The sequence below is a fragment of the Parabacteroides sp. TM07-1AC genome (genome assembly GCF_003480915.1).
GTDB classification, from domain to species: Bacteria; Bacteroidota; Bacteroidia; order Bacteroidales; family Tannerellaceae; genus Parabacteroides; species Parabacteroides chongii.
This window is the reverse complement of the sequence record NZ_QUKD01000008.1, coordinates 156887-182804: the sequence shown is the minus strand read 5'-3', so window position 1 is coordinate 182804 and position 25918 is coordinate 156887. Positions and strand designations below refer to the sequence as shown.

At 41.8% G+C, this 25918-nt stretch carries 18 protein-coding genes; 6 read left to right on the top strand and 12 right to left on the bottom strand.

The features are described 5' to 3' along the window. Positions 1-115: 115 nt before the first annotated feature. The 6 genes from asnB to DXD68_RS16385 form a co-directional block, all read right to left on the bottom strand. Entirely contained in the window at positions 116-1780 is a 1665-nt protein-coding gene (asnB, locus tag DXD68_RS16405) for an asparagine synthase B (protein WP_122362603.1), read from the bottom strand. Between the two features lie 5 nt (positions 1781-1785). Further along, positions 1786-1947 (bottom strand): hypothetical protein, encoded by a 162-nt coding sequence (locus DXD68_RS24140; RefSeq protein WP_158585902.1) that lies wholly within the window; start codon positions 1945-1947, stop codon positions 1786-1788. Positions 1948-2056: 109 nt separating this feature from the next. Further along, positions 2057-3490, bottom strand: a complete 1434-nt coding sequence (locus tag DXD68_RS16400) for a glutamate synthase subunit beta (protein ID WP_122362602.1) — start codon at positions 3488-3490, stop codon at positions 2057-2059. Between the two features lie 34 nt (positions 3491-3524). Continuing rightward, entirely contained in the window at positions 3525-8078 is a 4554-nt protein-coding gene (gene gltB, locus DXD68_RS16395; RefSeq protein WP_122362601.1) for a glutamate synthase large subunit, read from the bottom strand. Between the two features lie 306 nt (positions 8079-8384). Next, the gene (locus DXD68_RS16390; RefSeq protein ID WP_122362600.1) at positions 8385-9929 is read right to left on the bottom strand and encodes a sensor histidine kinase; all 1545 of its coding nucleotides are present in this window, start codon (positions 9927-9929) and stop codon (positions 8385-8387) included. A gap of 100 nt (positions 9930-10029) precedes the next feature. Next, positions 10030-10485 carry a GNAT family N-acetyltransferase gene (locus DXD68_RS16385; protein ID WP_122362599.1) on the bottom strand — a complete coding sequence of 152 codons (456 nt, stop codon included), beginning with the start codon at positions 10483-10485 and terminating at the stop codon, positions 10030-10032. 155 nt (positions 10486-10640) lie between these two features. Between DXD68_RS16385 and DXD68_RS16380 the strand changes: the two genes are divergently transcribed. Further along, positions 10641-11348 carry a DUF169 domain-containing protein gene (locus DXD68_RS16380; RefSeq protein ID WP_122362598.1) on the top strand — a complete coding sequence of 236 codons (708 nt, stop codon included), beginning with the start codon at positions 10641-10643 and terminating at the stop codon, positions 11346-11348. Between the two features lie 95 nt (positions 11349-11443). Further along, positions 11444-14515, top strand: coding sequence for a DEAD/DEAH box helicase (locus DXD68_RS16375; RefSeq protein WP_122362597.1), 3072 nt, complete (start codon positions 11444-11446; stop codon positions 14513-14515). Between the two features lie 142 nt (positions 14516-14657). Here DXD68_RS16375 and DXD68_RS16370 read toward each other — a convergent pair whose 3' ends face one another. From DXD68_RS16370 to DXD68_RS16350, 5 genes are all read right to left on the bottom strand, one after another. Beyond that, the gene (locus DXD68_RS16370) at positions 14658-16241 is read right to left on the bottom strand and encodes an SIR2 family protein (RefSeq protein ID WP_122362596.1); all 1584 of its coding nucleotides are present in this window, start codon (positions 16239-16241) and stop codon (positions 14658-14660) included. 156 nt (positions 16242-16397) lie between these two features. Continuing rightward, complete coding sequence (locus DXD68_RS16365) at positions 16398-16589, bottom strand: hypothetical protein (RefSeq protein WP_122362595.1); 192 nt, start codon at positions 16587-16589, stop codon at positions 16398-16400. Between the two features lie 54 nt (positions 16590-16643). After that, positions 16644-17339, bottom strand: a complete 696-nt coding sequence (locus DXD68_RS16360; RefSeq protein WP_122362594.1) for a hypothetical protein — start codon at positions 17337-17339, stop codon at positions 16644-16646. A gap of 80 nt (positions 17340-17419) precedes the next feature. Beyond that, positions 17420-18445, bottom strand: a complete 1026-nt coding sequence (locus DXD68_RS16355) for an acyltransferase family protein (RefSeq protein WP_122362593.1) — start codon at positions 18443-18445, stop codon at positions 17420-17422. An 897-nt stretch (positions 18446-19342) separates the two neighbouring features. Further along, positions 19343-20335 (bottom strand): helix-turn-helix transcriptional regulator, encoded by a 993-nt coding sequence (locus DXD68_RS16350; protein ID WP_122362592.1) that lies wholly within the window; start codon positions 20333-20335, stop codon positions 19343-19345. Between the two features lie 128 nt (positions 20336-20463). Between DXD68_RS16350 and DXD68_RS16345 the strand changes: the two genes are divergently transcribed. The 3 genes from DXD68_RS16345 (at position 20464) to rhuM (ending at position 22216) form a co-directional block, all read left to right on the top strand. Beyond that, on the top strand, positions 20464-20889 hold the full coding sequence (locus DXD68_RS16345) for a hypothetical protein (protein ID WP_122362591.1): 426 nt from the start codon (positions 20464-20466) through the stop codon (positions 20887-20889). A 19-nt stretch (positions 20890-20908) separates the two neighbouring features. Continuing rightward, positions 20909-21289, top strand: a complete 381-nt coding sequence (locus DXD68_RS16340) for a hypothetical protein (protein WP_122362590.1) — start codon at positions 20909-20911, stop codon at positions 21287-21289. A 72-nt stretch (positions 21290-21361) separates the two neighbouring features. Next, positions 21362-22216, top strand: coding sequence for a RhuM family protein (rhuM, locus tag DXD68_RS16335; protein ID WP_122362589.1), 855 nt, complete (start codon positions 21362-21364; stop codon positions 22214-22216). A 3-nt stretch (positions 22217-22219) separates the two neighbouring features. Here the strand turns inward: rhuM and DXD68_RS16330 are convergent, their stop codons facing one another. Beyond that, positions 22220-22768 carry a DNA-3-methyladenine glycosylase I gene (locus DXD68_RS16330; RefSeq protein ID WP_122362588.1) on the bottom strand — a complete coding sequence of 183 codons (549 nt, stop codon included), beginning with the start codon at positions 22766-22768 and terminating at the stop codon, positions 22220-22222. An 81-nt stretch (positions 22769-22849) separates the two neighbouring features. Here DXD68_RS16330 and DXD68_RS16325 point away from each other — a divergent pair, with 81 nt between their 5' ends. Continuing rightward, positions 22850-25789, top strand: a complete 2940-nt coding sequence (locus tag DXD68_RS16325; protein WP_122362587.1) for a DEAD/DEAH box helicase — start codon at positions 22850-22852, stop codon at positions 25787-25789. Positions 25790-25918 lie beyond the last annotated feature (129 nt).

The window sequence follows — 25918 nt, the reverse complement described above, 5'->3', positions numbered from 1 at the left end:
GCCGGAATGTTACCCGGACGACTATAACCTTGAAAGTGTTTCATTAGGTAGAAACAAGTGTTTCAACTAGGAGAAACAACTGTTTCTTCCCAGTGAAACACTTTTATTGTCACGGTCAGTAAGCCGCTTCATGTACTCCTTTGATAGAACGTCCGCTCGGTTCGTTCATATTACTGAAAGTAGCATCCCACGCCAATGCTTCAGCTGTGGAGCAGGCGACGCTCGGAACGGAAGGAACGCTGCGTGCGGCACTTTCGCTGGGGAAATGCTCTTCGAAGATAGTACGGTAATAATACTCCTCTTTGTTTTGAGGCGTATTGATCGGGAAACGTTCTGCCGCATGTTTCATCTCTTCGTCGGTGATCAGTTCGTCGGTGATCTTCTTTAGGTTGTCAATCCAGCTATAACCTACACCGTCGGAGAACTGTTCTTTCTGACGCCAGGCGATTTCTTCCGGTAACATGCCGGCAAAGGCTTCGCGGAGGATTTTCTTTTCGATGGTCTTGCCCTGGCACATTTTGGCTGCTGGGTTCAGGCGCATTGCCACATCCAGAAATTCTTTGTCGAGGAAGGGGACACGGCCTTCCACACCCCAGGCACAAAGGCTTTTGTTGGCACGTAGGCAATCATACATGTATAATTTGCTTAGTTTACGTAAGGTCTCCTCGTGGAATGCTTGGGCATCGGGTGCCTTGTGGAAATAGAGATAACCACCGAAAACTTCATCGGCTCCTTCACCGCTCAACACCATCTTGATACCCATACTTTTGATCACGCGGGACAAGAGATACATCGGAGTAGAGGCGCGGACGGTCGTTACATCGTACGTCTCGATATAATAGATTACGTCGCGGATGGCATCGAGACCTTCCTGTACCGTATAGTTGATTTCGTGGTGGACGGTGCCGATATAGTCGGCTACCTTCCTGGCTGCGGCCAGGTCAGGGGCACCTTTCAGGCCGATAGCGAAAGAGTGGAGTTGCGGCCACCAGGCATCGGCTTTGTTATCGGTTTCGATACGTTTGGCAGCGTATTTCCTGGCAATGGCTGAAATGATGGAAGAGTCCAGGCCGCCGGAAAGGAGGACACCGTAAGGGACATCACTCATCAGTTGACGCTGGACGGCGGCTTCGAGGGCATCGTGCAATTCTTCTACACGGGCGGGGTTCTCTTTTACATTTTCATAATCCATCCAGTCACGGACGTACCATCGGGTGAGGTCGATATCTTTGCTATAGAAATAATGGCCGGGTTTGAACTGGTCGTACATGGTGGCGAAACCTTCCAGACCTTTCAGTTCGGAAGAGATGAGAAGATGGCCGTGGTCGTCGTAACCCATATACAGGGGGATGACGCCGATAGGGTCGCGGGCAATCAGGTAGGTGTCGTTTTCTTCGTCGTAGAGGGCGAAGGCAAAGATGCCGCTGAGCCGTTCGACACAACCGGTACCGTACTTACGATAGAGGGCGAGGATGACTTCGCAGTCGGAACCGGTCATGAATTCGTATTCATCTTTTAATTCCTGACGGATTTCGCGGTGGTTATAGATTTCACCGTTCACGGTCAGGATCAGTTTGCCGTCTTTGCTTTTCAGAGGCTGACCACCGGAGGCTGGGTCGACGATGGAGAGGCGTTCGTGGGCAAGGATGGCAGTGCGTCCCTGGTAGATGCCGCTCCAGTCCGGTCCGCGGTGACGGATTCGTTTACTCATTTCCAATGCCTGGCCACGGAGGGCGGAGGCGTCTTCACGGATGTTGAAGATTGCTGTAATGCCACACATAATCGTTATTGTTTTAATGTTCGTTTTATCCGGTTTGCCACCGGGCGGGCCTTCATTTCTTTTGGCTTGATCCAAAAGAAACGAAGCAAAGAAAAGATCAAGGCTGCACCGGCTTCGCTACTCCGGCGAAAGACTACGCTGAAAAATCCGAAACTCGCTGCGCTCAAACAACGGATTTTTTTAATCGCTCCGTCTTCCTCCTTCGTTTAACGCTCATCCGCTGAGGCCTTTCAAGAACGCAAAGCGTTCTCTTGGGATGGCCGATGCCGACTGTTTTTAGGTGTTGCTGTCTGGTTGCAGATAACAATCTATTGCTTTTGCCGTTTCCCTGCCCGAAGCCATGGCGCGAACGACCAGGCTGGCGCCACTGACGGCATCGCCGCAGGCGAATAGTTTGCTGTCGGCTATCTGGTGCTTATGGTCGACGACAATGTTTTTACGGGTATCTACTACCAGTGAAAGCTCTTTGACAAGACCTTCCTGTTCGGGATGGACAAAACCCATGGCCAGGAATACGAGGTCGGCTTCGATGATCTCTTTCTTTCCCGTCAGTTTCATTTCGGGACGGCCTCCGTTTGCAGATGAATGCCATTCTACTTCCTCTACTTCTACGCCTTTCAACGTATTTTTATCTCCGATGAAACGGCAGGAAGCGAGATTCCACCGGCGAAGGCAACCTTCTTCATGGCTGCTGCTGGTCTTTAGTACCTGTGGATACATGGGCCAGGGAGTTTCAGGGTTATGACCGATAGGCGGTTGCGGCATGATCTCGATCTGTGTCACACTTGCTGCACCGTGACGATTGGCTGTTCCTACGCAGTCGCTTCCGGTATCACCGCCGCCGATGACAAGAACTTTCTTGCCTTTACAGTTGATGATGCTTTTGGGAGGGATGACGATACCCTCCAAAAGACGGTTTTGCTGTCCCAGCAGTTCGAGGGCGAAATGGACGCCTTTCAGGTTGCGGCCTTCGATCGGCAGGTCACGGGGTGTTTCTGCTCCGATGGCGATGCAGACGGCATCGTATTCCTTTACTATATCCTTGGCAAGGATTTCTTTTCCTACCATGGTGTTGACCCGGAAACGGATACCTTCCTTTTCCATCAGGCGGATACGCCGGTCGATGATGTTTTTGCTCAGTTTGAAGTTCGGGATGCCGAAACGGAGCAGGCCACCCGGTAGTTCGTCTTTTTCAAAGACTGTGATTTCGTATCCTTTGCGGTTTAACTGGTTGGCAACAGTCAGTCCTGCCGGACCGCTGCCTATGACGGCGACGCGTTTACCGTTACGTACGGGGGTGACCGGCTGTACCAAACCTTCACGGAAGGCAGCTTCGATGATGGCGACTTCATTCTCACGGATGGTGACGGGTTCGTCGCAACTCAGTTTCAGCACGCAGCTTTTTTCGCAGAGGGCAGGGCAGATGCGGCCGGTAAATTCCGGAAAGTCGCAGGTCTGTTCCAGTACGTGATAGGCTTCACGCCATTGTCCTTTATAAAGGAAGTCTTGCCATTCCGGTTGTTTGTTTCCGAGCGGGCAAGCCCAATGGCAGAAAGGAACGCCGCAGTCCATGCAACGGGAAGCCTGACGGCGGCGATCGCTGCTGTTGAGTGTTTGTTCTACTTCGCTGAAATCGTCGATACGATCTTCTACAGGACGATAGCCTGCTTCTTGTCTATGTATGGTGAGGAATGCTCTTGGATTTCCCATGATGTTTAAATGTCTAATGTCAAAAAAAATCAGTTTAATAATCTCGCTGCATCTCCGCAATCTTCTGCTGCAACTTTTTCATCTGTTCTTCCTGCAGGACTTTCTTGTATTCGATCGGGACGATCCGGATGAATTCATCTACCTGTTTATCCCAGTTGTCCAGCATCTTTCCGGCCAGATGGCTGCCTGTGTAGTGGTAGTGCTTACGGATCAGTTCATGCAATTCCTTGCGGGTGGCACTGTCTTCGATCAGGGAGAGTTCGACCATTTCCATATTGCAGTAATAATCGAAATCGCCCGCCTTGTTCCATACGTAGGCCACACCGCCGCTCATTCCGGCTGCAAAGTTGCGGCCTGTGCGACCGAGGACGACCACGCGGCCTCCGGTCATATATTCGCAGCAATGATCTCCTACACCTTCTACTACGGCTATGGCTCCGCTGTTACGCACGCAGAAACGTTCGCCGACACGACCATTGATGTAGACTTCTCCACCGGTTGCCCCGTATAATAAGGTATTGCCGGCAATCGTATTGTCCTCGGCAACGAAGGTGGAGCGTACCGGTGGCATCAGGCTGATACGTCCGCCGCTAAGACCTTTTCCGAGATAATCGTTCGCTTCTCCTTCCAGGCGGAAATGAACGCCGTGGGCAAGGAAGGCACCGAAGCTCTGTCCGGCCGAACCTTTAAATTTTATATTGAGCGTATGTTCCGGCAGTCCGGCATTTCCGTAACGTTTGGCTATTTCACCGGAAAGCATGGCGCCGACGCTGCGGTCTGTGTTGGCGATGGCATAATCGAGCGATACTTCCTGCTGCTGTTCGATGGCTGCCTGTGCATGACGGATGATGTCCACATCTTTCACATTCTCTATTTGATGTACCTGGTTGGTCAGATGATGGATAGCTGTGTGAGCCGCTTGTTCCGGAAGATGTAACAGGTGCGTGAAGTCCAGTAAATCATATTTGGAATTAGTTGTTTTCTGGTCCGCGCCCGTCTGCGTATTCTGCGTCATCTGCGTCCCTTTTCTAATTATAAAATCTGTCCGTCCGATAATATCATCCAGTTTGCTGTAGCCCATTTCTGCCAGATATTCGCGCACCTCTTCTGCCAGGAAAGTAAAGAAGTTTACCAGATACTCATGCCGTCCGTGGAAACGTTTCCGCAGCTCTTCATCTTGTGTCGCAACGCCGACAGGGCAGGTATTCATATGACATTTGCGCATCATGACACAACCCAGGACGATCAGGGCAGAGGTGGCAAAACCAAATTCTTCGGCTCCCAGCATTGCCATCAGGACGATGTCGCGTCCGGTCTTCAGTTGCCCGTCGGTTTGCAGGCGGACTTGTCCGCGCAGATTGTTCATGACCAATGTCTGCTGCGTCTCCGACAAACCCAGTTCGGGGGGTAATCCCGCATAATGGATCGAACTGATCGGTGACGCACCTGTTCCTCCCTCTGCCCCGGAGATGACAATACGGTCGGCCTTCGCCTTGGCAACTCCGGCAGCGATCGTTCCGACGCCGCTTTCCGATACCAGTTTGACACTGATCTCTGCTTTCGGATTGACATTCTTCAGGTCGAAGATCAGTTGTGCCAGATCTTCGATCGAATAAATATCATGGTGGGGAGGAGGGGAGATCAACGAAATACCCGGTATGGAATGACGAGTCCTGGCAATGATATCATTGACCTTATATCCCGGTAACTGACCGCCTTCTCCCGGTTTGGCACCCTGGGCAACCTTAATCTGTATCTCATCCGCGTTGACCAGATATTCCGTAGTAACGCCAAAACGTCCGGATGCCACCTGTTTGATCGCGGAGCGGAGTGACGAGCCATCTTTACGTGGCGTGAAACGTGCCGGGTCTTCACCTCCTTCACCGGTATTGCTCCGGCCGTGTATCTTGTTCATCGCCATGGCCATCGTCTCATGTGCTTCTTTGCTGATGGAGCCGAAGCTCATGGCGCCTGTGACGAAACGCTTCATGATTTCGGAGGCGGGTTCCACCTGTTCGACCGGAATAGATTTTTGTTTCTTGAAAGTAAGGAAGTCACGCAGGAAGATGGGCGATTCTTTTTCGTCCACCATATGGGTATATTCTTTGAACTTCTTGTAACTGCCCAGACGTGTAGCCAGTTGCAGGGTAGAAATGGTTTCCGGGTTCCAGGCATGTTTCTCCCCGTCTTTCCGGAAGCTGTATATCCCTTTATGTTCCAGCATCTCATCAATTGGAAGGTTAAAAGCCTGCTGATGCAGAACGATCGCATCACGGGCGATCTCATCCAGGCGTATACCGCCGACGTTGCTGGTCGTACCGCCGAAATAGGTGCGTGCCAGTCCGGCATCCAAACCGACGGCTTCGAACAGTTTGGCTCCGCGATAACTGCGGATAGTACTGATCCCCATTTTACTCATCACTTTGAAAAGCCCTTTGCAAATGGATTTTACATAATTCTTGCGTGCCGTTTCGTAGTTCAGCTGGATTTCATGTTTCCCTTCCAGCTCTTTCAGGATGGCAAAAACCATATATGGATTGATGGCACTTGCCCCGTACCCCAGCAGGAGGGCGGCATGCATAACCTCGCGCATCTCGCCGGTTTCAACGACCAGAGCTGTCTGTACACGTTTTTGTACGGAGATCAGGTGATGATGTACGGCGCTGACGGCAAGCAGCGACGGGATAGGTGCCCTCTTTTCATCTACGTTCTTATCGCTCAGGATGATGTAGTTCACGCCGTCGGTAACGGATTGTTCCGCTTGTTTGCACAGCTCGTCGAGGGCTGCTTTCAGGCCTTCCCATCCTTTTTCCACTTCAAACAACATAGGCAGTTTGACTGCATTGAATCCTTTATAGCGGATGTTGCAGAGCAAATCTAATTGCGTGTTGGTCAGGATCGGATGATTCAGCCGTACCATTTTACAATGGCTTTCACTCGGCACAAGGATATTATTGCCTACTGCTCCTATATATTCTTCCAGACTCATGACCAGTTCTTCTCGGATCGGGTCGATCGGAGGATTGGTCACCTGGGCAAATTGCTGACGGAAATAATTGAACAATAACTGCGGACGATCGGATAGAACGGCCAATGGCGTATCATTCCCCATAGAACCAACCGGTTCGGCACCTCCGGTACACATCGGCATGATGATCTTTTCCACATCTTCGCGGCTGTACCCGAAGGTGCGTAACATTTTACTGTAGTTTTCGACTGTATGGGGTACTTTACGTCCTGATTTCAGTTCGTCCAGTTCCACGCGGTTGTTTGACAGCCATCTCTTATAAGGTTTGGCTTCGGCGAGTTGTTTTTTCAGTTCGCCGTCATAATATATTTCACCTTTCTCTGTATCGACCATCAATATTTTTCCCGGTTGCAGACGGCCTTTCTCTTTGATCTCGTTTGCTTCAAAATCCATTACGCCCACTTCGGAAGCTACCAGCATCATGTCGTTTTTCGTGATCAGGTAACGTGCCGGACGCAAACCATTACGATCCAGCATACCTCCGGCAAACCGTCCGTCGCTGAATAACAGAGCTGCCGGTCCGTCCCACGGTTCCATCAGGATAGAATGATATTCATAAAACGCTTTCAGGTCATCCGATATCGGATTCTTCTCATTTGTACTTTCCGGTACCAGCATCGCCATGGCATGAGGCAGACTCAATCCGGAAGCGACCAGAAACTCCAGCACATTGTCCAGTGAGGCACTATCGCTCATCCCCGGCTGAATGATCGGACGGATACTTTCTATATTCCCGATCGTAGGTGAGGTGAGTACGCTTTCCCGCGCTTCCATCCATCCCCTGTTTCCACGGATCGTATTAATCTCTCCGTTATGTGCCAGCAGACGGAACGGTTGGGCCAGGCTCCATGTCGGGAACGTATTCGTACTGAAGCGGGAGTGAACTAATGCCAGTCCGCTTGTGAAATAATTATTTGTCAGGTCGGGGAAATAATGACGAAGTTGCATCGACTCCAGCATTCCCTTATATACAATATTTTTAGTGGATAACGAGGTCACATAGAAGTCATTTCTGCCTGGCAGGTCAGAGGTTGTTACTTTATTCTCAATGCGTTTACGGATAACGTACAACTTCAATTCCAGCTCTTGTTGGTTATCGCATCCGGTCACGAAGAGCTGCTTGATATCCGGTTCAGTTGCCAGGGCATCCTTCCCCAATATATCGCTGTTGACCGGAACTTTCCGCAGGTGCATCAGGGTAAGTCCTTCCTTTTCAATCTCTTCGATCATAATACTGAGGATAGCGGATCGCTGTGTTTCGTCTTTAGGAAGAAAGACCAGACCTGTACCATATTTCCCTTTTTCCGGTACGGGAATCCCTTGCAACAGAATAAATTCGTGAGGAATCTGCAATAGAATACCTGCACCATCCCCCGTCTTGTTATCTGCACCTTCTGCACCACGGTGACGCATATTTTCCAATACTTTAAGGGCTGACTCTACAATGTCGTGCGACTTTCCTCCGTGAATGTTTACCAACATTCCTACACCGCAGGCGTCATGTTCATTCGCTGGATCATATAATCCCTGCTTTCTGTTCAAATAGATCTGTTCTTTCATTGTTTGTTGACCTTATGTTTGTGTAATGCCTGTTTTTGTTGTCAAATTGTTTGACAAATATAGAATGTTTCTTTCATTGTGATATATGTTGTGGTGTTAAAGTGTGACGTTTTTTTGCTTTATCTGAATGAATGGTTTCTGTTTGATATAATAATTGTTGTTTTGGTGTCAATATGAAATATGTATAGTTCTTTTTGCTTTTAATCTGAAAGAAGTTCTTTTTGAAATGGTCAAATAAATAACAAAAAAGCCTTCCAGTTTTCCTGAAAGGCTTTTATATAGAAAATAAAGTGATTAATGTTTCTCTTAGATCTGTAATACCAGAATAAACCTGCATCCTTTTTTGTAGTCTTTATCGATCGACAGGTTTCCATTCAGTTTATTGGCGATCAGAGCACAGATTGGCAATCCGAGTCCATCGCCATCTGCCAGGTCTTTGACTTCGTTGAATGGCTTGAACAGGTTCTCTTTTTGTTCATCAGGAATTCCTGTACCGTTATCTGTTACGATAAGATGGCAAAGATGAGCTCCTTTTCTCTTGAATTCCAGCCATATTTTGCCGGATGTCGTGTATGAAGCAGCATTATTCAACAAATGTAGTAAGACACGTTCCAGCTGTTCCGGATTTGATTTTACTTCCAATTGAGGAGCATCTACGATCACTTCTACATCAGGGTGTATTTTATCCTTTACTTTATCCATCGCTTTTTTGCAGAAACTTCCCATGTTGAAGGATTGTGTCTCGTAAGTCTCCATTAAAGAACTTTCAAGAGAAGAAAGTTCCTGAATGTTCAGGCTGAATTGTTTCAAAGCATCTACACGTTTCTGGATAGAAGCCGCTTGTTGGGGAGCTGCATTACGTAATTCTCCAGCCGACGTATCAAGCATATTGAGCGTAGGCTCCATTTGTTCGGAAATACTTTGAATAAATTTGGTTTGCTGTTCACTATGCTCGTTGGTTGTCTGGATAATGTTTTTCAGCTTTTTGTTGAGTACAATGAAACGTAACAACAGGAAGGCAAGTAAAGCCAAAGCCGCGATAAGAATAACCACCAATGTGCAGAGACCTACTATCATGTATTGTTTGCCCGATAGTTTGTCATCTTTTTCCTGTATGGTTTTCTGGCTTTCATCATATTTCAGTTGCAATGCTCCCAGTTCATCCTGTGCATTGAGTGCCTTTACTGAATCGGTCCAGACGATATATTTTTCATAGGTACGTTCCATTAACGGAGCATTATTTGCCGTACGGGCAATGGAGATCAGATGTCTGTAACATTCACTCACTTTGTCGTATTCTTTTTTGTCTTTGAACTGGTTGATCAGTTTGTTAAAACTGGCGTCTCCCTGATCGTTTTGTCCGAAGGTATAATAATAGCTTGCCTGGGTATATAATAAATCTTCGGCGAGCTTGTCGCTACCGGCCTGACTGACCAGGTTATCCAGAGTATTCAACTGAAGTTGGGCCTGCGCTGCATTTTTGAGCTTGATGTACATTTGTAGCCGTTCTTTTGTCAGTTGGAAACGCTGGTCGTAGAATGTTTTCTGTGCTTTTTGTTCTTCGGTCAACAGAAACTGGGTCATTTGCCGGCAAAGCTCAAACGCTTCCTGATAGTAGTTTTCGCGGTAATAAAGATATGTCGCTTTTGTTCCACAATCAATGGCTTGCGTATAGTCTCCTTCGTTCGAGAAGGCTTTGTAAGCTTGGATATAAAGATAACGGGCTTTGGTAAAGTCCTTTTGTTCCAGGCTGTTCTGTGCCTGTTTCATTAAATCGTTTGCTTTGTTCTCCGCAAAAAGCGAAGTACAAAAACAAATTGCGAGGGTGATAATAAAATACGTGATTCTCATAAACTTTATTTTTATTAGAAGCAAATATATGTATTTATTCAAAATCAAAGCATGAATTAGGTTGAAAAAGTTACAGCATAATCTCTGTTATTCGAAGAAATTATACTTTTATTTCTATTTCGTATATCCGTGATTCGTCTTCCCAGGGATGGTATCCTTGTCCTATATATTTGAATCCCAGCTTTTCATAGAAGCCTATGTGCTCAGTGCTGAGGTATAATTTGTTAAAACCAGCTTTAACCGTATCTTCTTTGGCTTTCTCCAATAAAAGGCTGCTGTAAAAATTTCCTCGTTGAGTTTCGTCTATATACACAGCGCAAACCCATGGATACAAATCCATCCGGCTGATAAAATCGTTCGTGATCAGTCCTGCACAGCCGATGATCTGATCATCTTTCTCCAACAAATACCACTGTGGAAAAGAACTCGGAGAATCTATACAATGATTGATGCTATCCTCATACATGATAGGATATACAGAAGGCCATTTACTTTGCAGATAGTTGATCGCTATGTCTTTGTAAGCCGGATTTTCTTTTACAGATATAATTTTCATGAGGTTGTATTTAATGGGGTGAATGAATGCTTTTCCAGTATTCTATTAAAATGATTATCCGCAAGAATCTTAAATTTTATTCTTACGGAAATACAAAGATACTCTATAGAATTTAATTTTTCGTATATTTGACAAAACCAATAAATAATCAGATCATGGATATAAAGGTATTTCTCAATAATTATCGTGAAGCATTTGGTGAAAAAGTGGATCTTCCAATCGTCTTTTGGTATTCGGAGCAACCGGTAAACTCTGTTGATAAAATCGGAGGATGTTTATTCAAATGTATGAAGGATGTCAGGGATGGGCAAACGGTTACTTTGAGTGTGGAAAATATCGGTTGTGGCGGCGGGAAATTCTATACCGGCTTTACAGAGATGCCCGAACGGATTCCCGGATTTGTGTCTTTAAAAGAAAAATACAAACAAACCCCTGAAGGCGTTTCTGAGTTTTTGGAGGAATTGCAAGTTCCGAGAGCAAAGATGGATTATCTGAATTTTGCCCGAATGGATAAAGTTGAGAACTTCGATAATCTGGAAGGAATTCTGTTCCTGGCAACACCCGATATGCTTTCCGGCTTGGCTACCTGGGCGTTTTTCGATAATAATTCACAGGATGCCGTTACTTCTTTATTTGGCTCCGGTTGTTGCTCTGTAGTCACACAAGCCGTTATTGAGAATGCGAGAGGGGGAAAGCGCACTTTTATCGGATTCTTCGACCCTTCTGTACGTCCTTATTTTGAACCGGATATTTTAAGTTTTATGATACCTATGTCACGTTTCAGGGAAATGTACGATACAATGCGGAGTAGTTGTTTGTTCGATACGCATGCCTGGGGAAAGGTCAAAGCCAGGATGGAATAAAGAATTTCTGATATTGTATAAACCTCTATGCATTGTATTTAAAATGATTTAGTAATTTTGTTGGTGGTTAATAGAAACAGCTAACAAATAATACAATGCCAGATTATAAACATATACTTTCCTGTTGGCACAAACTGGAACATTTTTCTCCGGCTCTTCTTCCGAAAGATAATAGTGTAAAACGATTGGGAGAGGAGCTTCCATGGATGCGTCCGTTGGAAGCAAAAGATCCGAGAAAGACGATTCAATACACTATTTATCTGGGTGTCTTTTCTCTGACATCTGTTTCCGATTTTGTAAAAAAATTCTTTAAGGATGAAAGCGTCAACCCGAATCCGGTTAATGCCAAGGTTTGTTATGCTTCTTTTAAACTGGATTGTCAGGGTATATACATACAAAATACATTTGGCCTTTCTACGATGCCCTGGGCATTGAAACAGCTGGAAGAAGATAAGGTGGAAACCGATACCTGGTCGGAGGATTTTAATCAGTTAAAATATAATCTGTTTGAACAATTAACCGAGAACCGGAAAGAACTGGCTGAAGACTTTCTGAGTTATTTGTCAGATACCCAGACTCTCGAAAATCTACAAGATATTCAATCATTAATCATACGGAAACTGAAGTGGAGTACTTCTCTCGAAACGGAAATATACATCCGGACAGAAGAAGTTTTCAAGAAAAATAATCCTTCAGATCCGGATGAATCGAATGCTGATATATTGAACAGTTTCTATATCGACGATTTGGAGCGGATAATTGCTTCTTATGAAAAAGAAGGTTATAATACAGCATTTAAGAATTATTTGACTGCCTGTTTGAATGAAGATTTCGCTCATTCAGACCTATCCCTGCATCCTGAGATTTTGAAAGAAAGCCTGGTGCCGGAAAATTATCCGGATGGTTGTTGGCCGTCTCCTTATGGGGCAAGTTTGATGCAACAGTTTGCTGTAAACACTGTTAATAAAGAGTTGGCCGGCGAGAAACAAGAGGGACTATTTTCTGTAAACGGACCTCCCGGAACAGGAAAGACAACCTTGCTAAGGGATATTATTGCTGCAATTCTGGTGAAGCGTGCTAAAAAGATGGTTGGTTTTACTGATCCGGCAAAGGCTTTCCGTAAAATAGGTGAGGTACAGGTCAGTGATAAATATACTCCGTTTATTTATGAACCGGATCCTTCCATCAGTGATGGAGGTATTGTTGTTGCTTCTTCGAATAATGGAGCGGTAGAAAATATCTCAAAAGAACTACCCTTAAAAGGAGAAGTAAAAGGTTATTCTGATCAGGTTGGATATTTCCGGCAGGTTAGTGAGGAATGTCTGGATGAACAATATTGGGGAATAGTCGCTGCTGTATTAGGAAATAAAGAAAATCAACGAAAACTGATCGGTAGCATCTGGAATGGGAATTCGGAGAAGGAAACCTATACGTTAAAGCAACAGTTAGCCGATTATAAACCCACAGAAGAAGAATGGTTAAATGTTGTATCGTCTTTTAAAAAGAAGCTCCATGAAGTCGGGGAAGAGAAATCCCGTCTGACCGGTTTTATGAAAGATGAGGAAAACAGAGAGAAGATTCGGATTCAGTGTGAAGATACAGAGAACCGTTTGACTTTTGATAAGGAAGAATTGAATAAACGGGAAAATGCATCTGCTCTGTTGTCTGCTGAAATAGAAGAGGGTACGCGAAGAAGGGATGAAATAAAGAGTGAAATGCAACTGTTGCAGTCTACTCGTCCCGGATTTTTTACATATTGGTTCAGCAAGGAAGTACGAACTCAATATAAAAAGGCTGTGGCTTCTGTTTTGTCGGAATACAATAAGCAGACAGAGACTATTGCAGAGCAGAAAGCCCGGTTACAGGCGCTTTATTCAGAAATAGAGAAGCTGAAAAAGAGACAGGAGAAGAGTAAAAAGGATTATGATAAAGTAAATGCATTATATACTCAGCTGGTAGATTCTACTGAAAAAGCTCGTCAGGAGTTAAAAGGAGCCTATGCTGATGCTGAGTTTTGGAAACAAATCGAATCGAAGGAAACACAAGAAACCTCTCCCTGGTATTCTCAGAAACTGAAGCAGTTGCAATCCGAATTGTTCATCGAAGCAATGAAGGTGAACGAACTGTTTATACTCCGGGCAAATGCAACATCGAGTCGGATAAAAACGACATTGGATGGTTTCTTCAATTACCTGAAAACGGGTGGCGACCTTACCGAAAAGGAGATACAGGCGATGTGGAATACGTTTTGGTTGGTTGTTCCTGTCGTCTCTTCTACTTTTGCATCTATCCAGCGTATGTTCAGTACGTTGGGTGCGGGTTCTATTCCGTGGTTATTTGTAGATGAGGCAGGACAGGCCGTTCCACAGGCGGCAGCCGGTGCTATCTGGCGTTCGAAGCGGGCCGTTATTGTAGGTGACCCTTTCCAGATAGAGCCTGTCGTAACGATACCGGAGCAGATCATCAATAATTTTAGTCGTTATTTTGGATTGGATAAGACGCAGATACATACTTCACTTTCCGTTCAGTCGATGGCTGACCGGGCGAATCCGTATGGCTGGATTACTAATGATACCTGGACTGGTTCACCTTTACGGGTTCACCGCCGTTGTATCGATCCGATGTTTTCCATTGCTAATGAGATCGCATATAATAATATGATGTATAATTCGACTCAGGGAGGTTCGTCTGATTTGATGATGCAGAATGGATTTGTACAGGTTGAGGGTCAGGTGCGTGGTCGTCATTATGTGCCGGAACAAGGAACTGTCATCAAACTGATGATTATGGATGAGATCCGTCAATTACAGGATTTACCGGATTTGTTTGTCATCTCTCCATTTTCGGAAATACCATCTGTCCTAAAAAAAGAATTGCGTCAACCGATAAAGCAAGCACTTGCCCCCTTTAAACCGATCGGAGATGATGAGCTAAAGAAATGGCTGGATGCTCATATCGGAACGGTCCATACTTTCCAGGGAAAACAGGCTGCAGGTGTCATTTTATGTTTGGGACTTGATGAAAAGACAAAAGGCGCTGCTGCCTGGGCTTCATCCAAACCCAATTTGCTGAATGTGGCTTTGACACGTGCTAAATTACGGTTTGTAGCTGTAGGAGATGGAAAGGTTTGGTTGGGGCAACCTTATTTTTGTAAGTTGAAAATGTAGAACATTTAGATTTTAGCATTAATTACTAAAGTTATTGAATTGGTTACTTATCTTTGTTTGTATTATTGATAGAGACTGCTTATATATTATGAATGTAATTTATTATTTATAAGCTATCTCTATCACAGATTAAAAATATAATTTATTTATGTTTGTACATTAAATAATCATATAGACAAATCAATTTACGAAAATGAGTGCCATATCTATTATTATCTATCAAAAATATATTTTCTTCCATATAGAGGCGCAAATCTTCTAGATCTATTTTTTCAATAGATAATAATGGTGTGTACATCATTATATGTAGATGATTATCTTTACATTCATTTCTTAATTCTAAGAAAGAATTATATGTCTTGTTTATTTCATCTTTCTTTTTGGTGTAAGATTTTGAGGGATAGAAATTCTTGATTTTTACGCTGTTGACTTTATTTATGAAGCTGGGTGTGAATTCTATAATTTCAGTATCTTCATTGATTTGACCTTCTGGATTTAGTAAATTAGCATTTCTTAGATATTTGAAATAAGGAACATAAGTACTATTAATCGCCATCATGGGGAGTGCTAGTTTAGAAACAGTGGAGGAATCCCATTTACTATTGTCATTTAATATGACATTTTTTAGTATATCTTTTAATTCAATGCCTTTTACACCTTGTTCAGCAAGCTTATCACGTAATCCTACTCCCCATACGAACTCTGCTTTATGAATATCTTCTATATTTTCGAGATTATCAGTGACAAATACCTTTTGCTTGGAATTATTTGTTTTTACAAAATCGTATACCATACCTTTCATTTGTCTTAAAACCTTGGTTGGTAGCTTTTTCTTGTTATTTGCTAATACAGTGTATAGATCAATAAAATTATGTAACTGTATTAATTTTATAGGTATAATTGTTTCAGATATAAGCATTGTACTGTCTGTTATACTTGGAGTTATTGGTAAATCACTCCATTGGCAAAAGATTAGTCTTTCTTTCAGTTTTTTTACATTATCTTTTGTGAGACATTTTATTATTGATTTTAATATGTTTTGTATATTTTTATCGTCAAGACTATATCCGATAAAAATAATGGGATTTTCAATAAATATAGTTAATAATTTTGCTGCTAAATATGAATTTCTTTCCTGATAGTTTTCGTAATCATCTGTAGTCAATATCAAAGAATTTGGAGATGAAGTGCATCCATGAATTTTGTATATTTCACTAATTGTGTATAGATCAGAAAATATTAATTCTTCTTGACCTATATACCTGTTAAAGTCAGGAAAAAATCTTTCTATTAAATTATCCCAGTTAGTTGTAATAATACCATCTATATTTATTTTTTTTAGTAAACGTATTTCATTTTCAAGAATATTATCATTTATTAAAACTGAATTTTCGTTTATTCTTTTACAAATCTCATATTTTAGAGGTGAAAGTTTTGTCTTTGCCTCTTTTTGAAAATGAGTTCTACTGTCTTCAAATAAAGAAGAGGTCCACCAAATATTATTAAAATCTAACCCCATAAGATTGGCTACTTCGGGTAAATCAGAATTTGCATTGGATTTATAATATTCGTATGGACGAGGAAGATTTAATCGATTACACATTTCTACTAAAAGATATTCCCATGTAGGTAAATTAATATACTGTCTTGAAAACCCCGAACCAATAAATAGAAATGGTGACGTTGTAAATTGTGCTATATGTTGTGTGAATTCTTCTTGAAACATAAATCTATTATAAAATCATATGATTATTGTAATTGTTACAAATTTAGATAAAAAGTAGATATATCGTTTATGAAATGTAGAAAAATCATTTATTTGAAATTTTCTATATGCGATAATTTTTTTACTCTTATTTATTTTCTAGACAGTTTAGAGAGTTCATATTTCATTATATAGTTGCTTTGACCACAATTCATCTTGTTCAGTTGTAGTGAACTCTTTGCCAGTGATATCACATTTATAATAATAGGATGTCACTGTATATTTTGAACCATTAAATTCGATTTTATTCGTTTCATTTGCTAAAGTTGCGTTACCTTCTGCAAATGGGCTTTCAATCACTTTTTTCATGAACAATTGTTTTTTATAATTGACATTATCTTTAGTTTTGTATTTGGAGGAAGATTAAAATTCCCCATGTAGATTAAGCTTACCATAGCGTTCCATTCCCCAGAATTGATTTCTGTCACGGAGATAATCTGGAGAAGTGGCAACCTCTTGTCTTATGAATGAAATATCATCGTCTGTACTTACTTGATCGTTGTATAACATAGCTCTTGATACAAAAGTCTTAGCTTTAAGGGCGGTCCTGTCTTCTGTGTGTTCTCCGAAAATAATACCTTGGTTGTAATATCCGATGAAATTATCACCAGCAGGAGAGAAGTCGTAGGAAGGCATTGAATTGTTTACGAAGAAATGTTCGATTCTTTTTCCAGCGTCAGTAATATTATAGTTTTGCGGAGTGATATATCGATCATGATATCGACTGAAAAAATGAGGTGTATAATTTATGATGAAGAATGACCTGTCTGTGATAGGTCGCATATAAACAACTCCCATTCCGTATGTTTGGTATTTGGCAAAAGGGATAACGGCAGGTTCATTGACATATTTCTTTTCCCTGACAAGTAAAATGACTGTCCATTCATTGTTGGTCACGTATGATTTCCAGTTAATAAATTTATAGACTGGAAAAATTTTAGATTTCAAAAAAATACGACGAGTCTCATCTTTAAAATGATAAATGCGGCGAAAAAGCGGATCATAATCTTTTCCAACTTCTTTTTGCATTTCTGCCAAAGTCATTGTATCGGTAAGCATAAATGTATTGTTTAAGTTAACACTGCGTACACAAATGTAATAATAAACATTGATTAATATTCAAAGTCTGAGGTGTATTTTTATTTTAAATGCTTCCGAATGTATTTATTCACCGGTTTTTCAAAATAGCGGTACGACAGTAGGCTGCAACAGATGGTAATCAGGAGTAAGATTGGGATTACTATTTGCCACGGATAATTCCAACCGGTGCTTTTGTATAATTCTATAATAAACAGGTGGATAAGGTACATGGCGTAACTTATGTCGCCACCAATTACAAGATATTTATTACTCAGAAAACGGGAAATCATTCCTTTGTTTATTGCAAAGACGTAAAGAAGCAAAGAGACAGGTAACCAATAATATACCGAATACCGATATACTTTAGGTAGTACACCGGCTGAACCACAATAATAAAATGCAATGAATAATGCTACCGCCCCGATTTCAAACCATGTCGCCCGGTTTATACTCCAATTTCCTGTACTCTTGTCATACAGTTTGAAAAGCAACATTCCTACCAGGAAATCCGGTAGTCGAGTCAATGGATTCACATACCAATAAGCCCGTATCTGTTCTTCAGGAGTAAAATACATACCACAGACGACTATTAAACCTGTTGCAATCAATATCCAAAATAACTTACGGGTATCGCTTAGCCATAAAGCTAAAAATGGAAATAAGAAATAAAACAATTGTTCGCATCCCAAACTCCAGGAGGGGGAGTTGAAAGCAAAGAAGTAGTCCGTCTGCGGAATGAACGGGTGAACCAAAAATAATTGTGACACAAGTTTTAATACCGTGTCCCAGTTCATAGCCAATAGAGCCCCTCCGACTAGAGGATACAACATAAGAGTGGCGATATGCAATGGATAAACTCGTGCGAAGCGGGCTATCCAAAACTCACGACGAGATATACTTTTGGATTCAAATTTTCGTTGATAATTATATGCGATGATAAAACCACTTAATACAAAGAAAAAACTTACCCCGACAAACCCTTCTTTATATAAAAAATGGGAGAAATGAGGATCGATCACATAACAATGTGCGACAAATACCATCAATGCAAATATAAACCTTAACGAGGTAAGAGGTTTTATCATGTCTGAATTTTTATTTCTTATTAGGGCTGCAAAGATAATTTAAAGTAGTCTCACGTCCTAACGATTCGTCTAATCATTACAGATTGTTATTTTGATAATTATCCCTTCATTTTCTTGCTTTGTATGGAGAAGGGTAGGTGAGAAATGCTCTTGGGAGGCCTCAGCAGAGGTTGAGGTTTATCATAAAGATTTTTGTAGGAGATAGAAAAGAAATTTAATAAGACAATAAAACAATCATCGTGATGATTTCAGGGCTAGTGACAGGGAAAAAGCAAAATTTGCTGCAATCTGTCAACTGAAAATGAACTGTTCAGAAAGAGCTTCTAACTCTCAGAAAGACACGTAAACCTGGTTTTAGAGTATAATCCCGAAGATAATTTCCTTATATTTTGTAGTGTTAAATTTTCATCACAATGATTGTTCCGGTTCATTGTGATGAGTGCGTGAAGTCATTGTGATGACTCCGTCCGGACATTGCGATGATAGGGAAGAATCATTGCAATGATTTCCGAAAGGAGAGGTTATGAAGAGTGGAAAACAGGCTGATAAGGCGGGTTTTTCTTCCGGAACGGGTATGTGACTGAAAACCGCTGTTAGCCTGAATAGTAAAAATCGAACATTCTGAAAGCAATGAATGTTTATCTTTATCTTTTTGATTAATCCGAATAAAATGGAGAAAGAGTATGAAGAAAAGAAATTTTTATGGACAGATGCTGTTGCAGGAAGAGGATAAACGTTCCTGCGGCGATGAAAGTACGGCTGATCTGTATCGGGTAGTGCGTAATCATTTTTGATCTGTTTTTAGATTTGCAGCAAGATCGGTACGCTTGGCGGGTATCTTGGCAAAGATGAGATTGCCTATGAAGGGGTATTTAGATAACTCATCTATAAATCTATTTATTTGAATTGGCTTGGTGTTGTATGAAAATGTTTGCTGAAGAACTTGTTGAAGGCACTTTGGCTCTCGAATCCTAACAAAAAAGCTATTTCAGCTAATGGTATTCTTTCCCGAAGGTATTTCCGAGCTAATTCTATACGCAAATTATCAAGAATTTGTTGGTACGAAGTTTCCTCTGATTTCAGTTTTCGCTGGAAATTTCGTTCACTCATATTGAATCTCTCTGCGATTGTTTTAAGACTAAGGTCAGACGTTAAAAGGCTATGTGTAAGATATCTGCGGACACTACTCGACAGCAAGTCCTTGTTTTGCATATGTTTCATTTCTGCCATCATTTCTTCAAAGATCGGCAATAACTCTTTGTTTGCAGTTCGAATAGGAAGATTCAAGATCGTTTTTTTGAATGCCATACCCATCCGTTCTTTTTCATAGAATACAGGGCAATCCAGATACTCCTCTATCAGCTTGTCATTGTTGTCTTCGCTATAAATTGTATATGCAAATTTAGGTCGTAAGAATCTACCGGAATAACCGTAAGCATATTGAAGTCCAATACCAAACTGGGCTTCGTTCCATTGTCGTGCGGCAACGGGGTACTTTTCTGTAAAACTTTCGGAGGAAATGATCTGATAATGAAAATATTCACCATCAGTAAATGTCTTGTGACGTGTTATTGAATCAACGTCTTCGATATTCTCTAATTTATCGAAAAAATCGGCGACCGTTTTGCAATCATGGTATAAATTGAAGTAGGTGGTAGTCACCATAAACGGGATCATAAAACCTGCTTCAAAACCAACATGTTGATTCCCGGATAATCTTACAATTTCTTCCATATAACGACCGAAGATTCCCATATCTATTTGGTTGATTGGATTGTCGAGTACACTTCGATTTGTTTCGAACTCATTTAAAATCCGATTCAGATCAATATTTAACTCTCTAAATTGCGTTAAGAAAATATTAAGTAATCCTACTGAGACATTCTTCATGTGAAATCATTTTTGTCGTAAAAGGACAAAAATATGGCTTTATTTTCAATAATCATACTATCGGCCTTCCATATCTTTGCATTATGATTAGCACTCAATTTATCACAACAAAATTTAAATAATAAGTTATGCTGAAACTTGGAGGATATATTAATATTTTAATAGCAATCGGGCATGTAGTCAGCCTTTTGTGGGCTGAGCAAGTATTTGAATTGACAGGTGTTGCTGATGAGATGGCATATCTAATGCAAATACATTCAACGCTGCCATATTTACTGACTATTTTAGTTGTGGTCGCTTTTCTTATTTTTGGATTATATGGTTTGTCGGCTGACGACAAATTCAGGAAGTTACCATTTTTGAAACCGGCTATTTTTATAATTGCGGGAATCTATTTACTTCGAGGTATCGCTGGATTTATTCCCATAATTGCAAGTCAATCAAAATATCCTACTTTAGATACTTGTTATTCATTGATCGCTGTTTTCGTTGGACTATTATATCTGATCGGCGGAATTAAAAAATGGAGAATAAAAGAGACTGTAAGTAATTAGAAATCAATAAATCAAAGAAATGAAAAGGATGATCTTATTCGGAGGAATATATAATGTTATTCTTGCCTTGTTTCACTGCGGATTTTGGAAAATATGGAGCTGGGACACTGAATTAGAAAAGTTATCATTTATCAATAGGTGGATTATGCAGATTCTAAACGTTCAGATAATCTACTACTTTATCTTTACTGCTGTTATTTGCTTTGTGTTTCCGAAAGAACTCCTGACAACAAAACTTGGAAAGTGTTTCCTGATAGGTAGTGCAGGGTTTTGGTTTGTCAGGGCAGTTCAGCAATTTGTATTTTGGAAACAGGGAGAAGTTTCGACAATTATTTGGACTTTATTTTTCTTATTGGGGGCAGTCCTGTTCCTTGTTCCGGCAATGCGAAAACATGTCTAACTAAAAACCGAATAAAATATTAAATATATTCGGAAATAGTTTTAACTTTGTAGCCAACAAAAACGTTAGGCTATGAAAAATAAAGGAGAAATCATTCTTTATCATCCCGAAAATACCCTCGAAATAGAAGTTCGTTTAGAAGACGAGACTGTTTGGCTGACTCAGGCGCAAATGGTGGAATTGTTCCAGTCCACAAAACAGAATATCAGTTTACATATCAATAATGTATATAAAGAAAATGAGTTAGAAAGAAGTTCAACTGTCAAGTATTCCTTGACAGTTCAAAAAGAAGGAGATCGTTCTGTTAAGCGAAAGATAGAATATTATAATTTAGATGTGATAATATCTGTTGGTTATCGTGTTAAGTCTAAACGTGGTACTCAATTTCGTCAGTGGGCCATGAAAATAATAAGAGATTATTTGTTGAAAGGGAGTTCTTTTAATAAGCGGATAGAGCATATTGAAGAACGCATGGATACTAAATTTTCTGAATATGATCAGAAGTTTGACTTTTTTATTCGTACTTCTCTTCCTCCTGTTGAAGGCATCTTCTTTGACGGTCAGCTATTTGATGCTTATAAATTTGCGGCAGATTTGATAAAGTCTGCTCGCAAATCAATTATCCTCATAGATAATTACGTGGATGAAAGTGTATTGATGTTGCTAACTAAACGAGATGTAAATGTTGCAGCAACAATTTATACAGCACAGATATCGAAACAACTGACCTTGGATTTGCAACGGCACAATGCTCAATACGAACCTATCATAATCAAACAATTCAAACAATCGCACGATCGTTTTCTGTTGATCGATGAAAAGGATATTTACCATATTGGTGCTTCTTTGAAAGACCTGGGAAAGAAATGGTTCGCCTTTTCAAAACTCAATCTTGACATGAATGATATAATGAGAAAGATTGTTTGATTTTTACCGTTTGTTCCATGCCGGATTCTTTTCCAGAATCTTTTGATATATGGGGCAATCCGGTGTATGGGCCCCTTCAAGATAGCCGGTACTTAGCAGAAATTCGTTGACGATCTCACCACCGGTGAATTTGAATGTCTTTTTGAATAATTTGGTCCATTCATCTTTGGTTTTAGGGTGATGATGGTCCAGCCAGTTTTTGAATGAGCCGTATTCGTTTTGCAGTTGTACAATGACTTGGGCATTGTGGATGGCTGCTTTTATTTTTAATTTATTCCGGATGATGCCGGAATTGGATAAAAGTCTGGCTTCATCTGTTTCCGTGTAATTTGCAACCTTTTCAATATGGAAATTATCGTAAGCAGAACGGAAGCTCGGTTCTTTCTTTAATATCGTCGACCAACTTAGGCCCGCCTGATTGATCTCCAGGAGAAGTCTGCCGAATAGCTCGTTATCGTCTTCGATAGGGAAACCGTAACTTGTATCATGATAGGCTTTATTAAGCTCGACGGCTGAATCCTTAGATGTTTTTACATATTCGCAATAGGACATAAATTCTGTTTTGTTTGTTATGGGAGATAAAGATAATTGTTTTTCTTGTAACTTTGTAGTTTTAATAAAAATGAACCGTTGATGCCCGAAAATCAAATATTGATCATTGCGTTAAGTAACCATCCTGTTTTGGGACCTTTGCTTATTCCTTATTTTGCCAGAACTGTATCGCCGGAAGTGATCAGCGTGGAAGAGCAAGCCACGCACGCCGGAAATGAAGCTAGGTTGTCTGATCTGGAGAAACGGGCAATCGCGATTGCACAGAGTTACTCGGAAAAGAAACTGATGCAGGTGTATTCCCGGCAACAGACAGTTACCGGCTTTCTGAATTTGGTGACACTGGAGATGCTGAAGAAACAACTCCGACCGTTCATCGATAAAAAGATAAGGGAGATGGTCCGGTTGATACAGGCAAACCATTTGTCTGTATATATAAAGGAAGCAGGAAGTAAGTTGCTTTATGAACATGACCGGGTGCGCTTTTCCGGGGAGGAGGCTGAGATTTCTTTTCGTTTCGAGATAACAGACCATTCTTTTCGGTACACAGCCTTATGTCACATGAATGGAGTGGAAGTGTCTTTGTTGAAAAAGAGGCGGTTTCTGTTGTTATCATCAAAGCCTGCTATATTCCTGCTGGATGACCAGTTGTTAGTATTCAAACGAATAGAAGCGGCGAAAGTTACACCTTTCCTTTCACGGAAATACGTGGAAGTTCCGTTGGCTGAGACTGAAAAATATCTGGAACTGGTGGCACTTCCTTTGATTAGTGATTATCCGGCCAGTTCTTCCGGATTTGATATGATCCATGAGCCTCGCACTTGTGTCCCGGAATTGTCAGTGGAGCGTTCTATCAATGATGAACCGGCACTTCAACTGCGTTTCAGGTATGGAGAACGTTCTTTTACGCCGGGAAAAAGAAACCAGTTCGCTTATCCCCGGTTGGAACATGTCGAAGGGAAACCGGTCATTTATTATTTTACACGTGATTTGCAATTGGAACAAACGTACATCAGCTTACTTGAACAATGGCATTTCAAGCAGATAACCGATGTACAGTTCGTTCGGACCACAGAAGCGGGTGGTTATACATTTATCGATTGGCTGCAACAACATAAAAGCGAGTTGGAAGCCTGTTTCTCTTTTGTGCAGACCGATACCTCTTTGCGGTTCTATCTGGGAGATATTTCGCTGACACAGGAAATTTCCCCTTCTCCCGATTGGTTCGATATTCGTATCACGGTTCGTATGGGTGATTTTCAATTCCCTTTTATCCGTTTCAGAAAACATATTCTGGAGGGGAAGCGTGAGTTTGTTTTACCGGACGGGCAAGTCGCCTTATTGCCAGAAGATTGGTTTGAGAAATATAGCGATCTGTTTGCTTTCGGCGATGACCGGACCGGGGAGATCAGAGTCCGTAAGATGCATTTGGGAATTGTCTCTGCCTTGGAGCAGGATGAATCCGTATCGAAGGAGTATGTGCAGAAAGAATCGGTTGCTATTCCACCAAAGATAAAGACGACGTTACGTCCGTATCAGCAGGAAGGTTTTTCCTGGTTGGTCCATTTGGCGGCGAATGGTTTCGGTGGTTGCCTGGCGGATGATATGGGATTGGGGAAGACATTGCAGACTATTACCTTGCTGCAACAGATATATGATCCGGAGGAACCTAAAGAGGCCACGATTTCTCCATCCGCTCCGGAGAATGTTACAGTCGATCAAAGCGGGCAACTTTCCTTTTTCGGAACAGATTCGCCGGATGACAAACTCTATGAGGAAGTGAAGGACAGGCAGGAAGAATCAGAGGCTATTCCCGCTTCCCTGATTGTTGTGCCTACTTCTTTATTGCCTAACTGGAAACGGGAAATCCGTAAGTTCAGCATGTTGAGTGTCTATACTTATACCGGAGATCAGAAAAGGAAAGATCCCTGTAAAAACTTCAACCGGTATAATATCGTGCTGGTCACTTATGGACTGTTGCGGCGTGATATCGAACTGCTGGAGAAGTATCGTTATACTTATGTGATACTGGATGAAAGCCAGAACATAAAGAATCCGGCTTCCATGACCTATCATTCGGTGGTCCGTCTGCAATGTGAACACCGGCTGGTACTGACCGGAACACCTATCGAAAACTCACTGAAAGATCTATGGGCACAATTCAATTTTATCAATCCCGGTTTATTGGGATCGGCAGACGGTTTCCGGAAACATTTCATCCATCCGATTACCAGGGAGGGGAATGAGAATGCCCGTAAACGTTTGCAACAAATCATCCGTCCTTTCTTTTTGCGACGAACCAAACAACAGGTGGCACCGGAACTTCCGCCATTGACGGAAGAGGTCGTGTATTGTGAAATGACACCGGAGCAACGCGAAGTGTATCAGAAAGAAAAGAATGTGTTGCGGAACACGATCTTGCAGGAACGTTACAAAAATTCTTTTGTCGCCTTGAATGGTATCACCCGTTTACGTCAGCTGGCTAATCATCCGCAAATGGTTTTACCGGAATATACGGGTGGTTCGGGAAAGATGGAACAGGTGCTGGATGCTTTTGAAACACTGGTGAGCGAAGGGCATAAAGTATTGATCTTTTCTTCTTTTGTCACACACCTGAAATTGTTGGCGGATGCTTTTACGCAACATGGATGGCAGTATGCAATGCTGACCGGCAGTACATTGGACCGGGAGGGCGAAATAGCCCGTTTTTCAACCCGCCAGGATGTGTCCGCCTTTTTCATCTCGCTGAAAGCGGGTGGGGTAGGACTGAACCTGACGGATGCCGATTATGTATTTATTATCGATCCCTGGTGGAATCCGGCGGCTGAGATGCAGGCGGAAAGCCGTGCCCATCGCATCGGGCAGGATAAACAGGTCTTTGCCTATCGCTTCATCACTGCCGATACGATCGAGGAAAAGATCCGTAACCTCCAGGAATCCAAGAGTGAGCTGGCTGAAACATTTATTACGGAAAACGATCCGTTCAAGTCGCTGACAGATAAGGATTGGGAAGAGCTATTATGAATAAGTGTTATTAATTATATCGTATACCCCCGTTCTCCTTACAAATTTTATGTCGGGAGTGGTTTTCGGCTATGTAATTGTAACTTTGTCGAAACAATACGGAAATATATAATATTTTAACCAAATGCC

What these genes read in the sequence shown, in the direction of transcription:
- asnB (WP_122362603.1), bottom strand. Translation starts at nt 1,780, where the DNA reads ATGTGTGGCATTACAGCAATCTTCAACATCCGTGAAGACGCCTCCGCC.
- DXD68_RS16400 (WP_122362602.1), bottom strand. Translation starts at nt 3,490, where the DNA reads ATGGGAAATCCAAGAGCATTCCTCACCATACATAGACAAGAAGCAGGC.
- gltB (WP_122362601.1), bottom strand. Translation starts at nt 8,078, where the DNA reads ATGAAAGAACAGATCTATTTGAACAGAAAGCAGGGATTATATGATCCA.
- DXD68_RS16390 (WP_122362600.1), bottom strand. Translation starts at nt 9,929, where the DNA reads ATGAGAATCACGTATTTTATTATCACCCTCGCAATTTGTTTTTGTACT.
- DXD68_RS16385 (WP_122362599.1), bottom strand. Translation starts at nt 10,485, where the DNA reads ATGAAAATTATATCTGTAAAAGAAAATCCGGCTTACAAAGACATAGCG.
- DXD68_RS16380 (WP_122362598.1), top strand. Translation starts at nt 10,641, where the DNA reads ATGGATATAAAGGTATTTCTCAATAATTATCGTGAAGCATTTGGTGAA.
- DXD68_RS16375 (WP_122362597.1), top strand. Translation starts at nt 11,444, where the DNA reads ATGCCAGATTATAAACATATACTTTCCTGTTGGCACAAACTGGAACAT.
- DXD68_RS16370 (WP_122362596.1), bottom strand. Translation starts at nt 16,241, where the DNA reads ATGTTTCAAGAAGAATTCACACAACATATAGCACAATTTACAACGTCA.
- DXD68_RS16365 (WP_122362595.1), bottom strand. Translation starts at nt 16,589, where the DNA reads ATGAAAAAAGTGATTGAAAGCCCATTTGCAGAAGGTAACGCAACTTTA.
- DXD68_RS16360 (WP_122362594.1), bottom strand. Translation starts at nt 17,339, where the DNA reads ATGCTTACCGATACAATGACTTTGGCAGAAATGCAAAAAGAAGTTGGA.
- DXD68_RS16355 (WP_122362593.1), bottom strand. Translation starts at nt 18,445, where the DNA reads ATGATAAAACCTCTTACCTCGTTAAGGTTTATATTTGCATTGATGGTA.
- DXD68_RS16350 (WP_122362592.1), bottom strand. Translation starts at nt 20,335, where the DNA reads ATGAAGAATGTCTCAGTAGGATTACTTAATATTTTCTTAACGCAATTT.
- DXD68_RS16345 (WP_122362591.1), top strand. Translation starts at nt 20,464, where the DNA reads ATGCTGAAACTTGGAGGATATATTAATATTTTAATAGCAATCGGGCAT.
- DXD68_RS16340 (WP_122362590.1), top strand. Translation starts at nt 20,909, where the DNA reads ATGAAAAGGATGATCTTATTCGGAGGAATATATAATGTTATTCTTGCC.
- rhuM (WP_122362589.1), top strand. Translation starts at nt 21,362, where the DNA reads ATGAAAAATAAAGGAGAAATCATTCTTTATCATCCCGAAAATACCCTC.
- DXD68_RS16330 (WP_122362588.1), bottom strand. Translation starts at nt 22,768, where the DNA reads ATGTCCTATTGCGAATATGTAAAAACATCTAAGGATTCAGCCGTCGAG.
- DXD68_RS16325 (WP_122362587.1), top strand. Translation starts at nt 22,850, where the DNA reads ATGCCCGAAAATCAAATATTGATCATTGCGTTAAGTAACCATCCTGTT.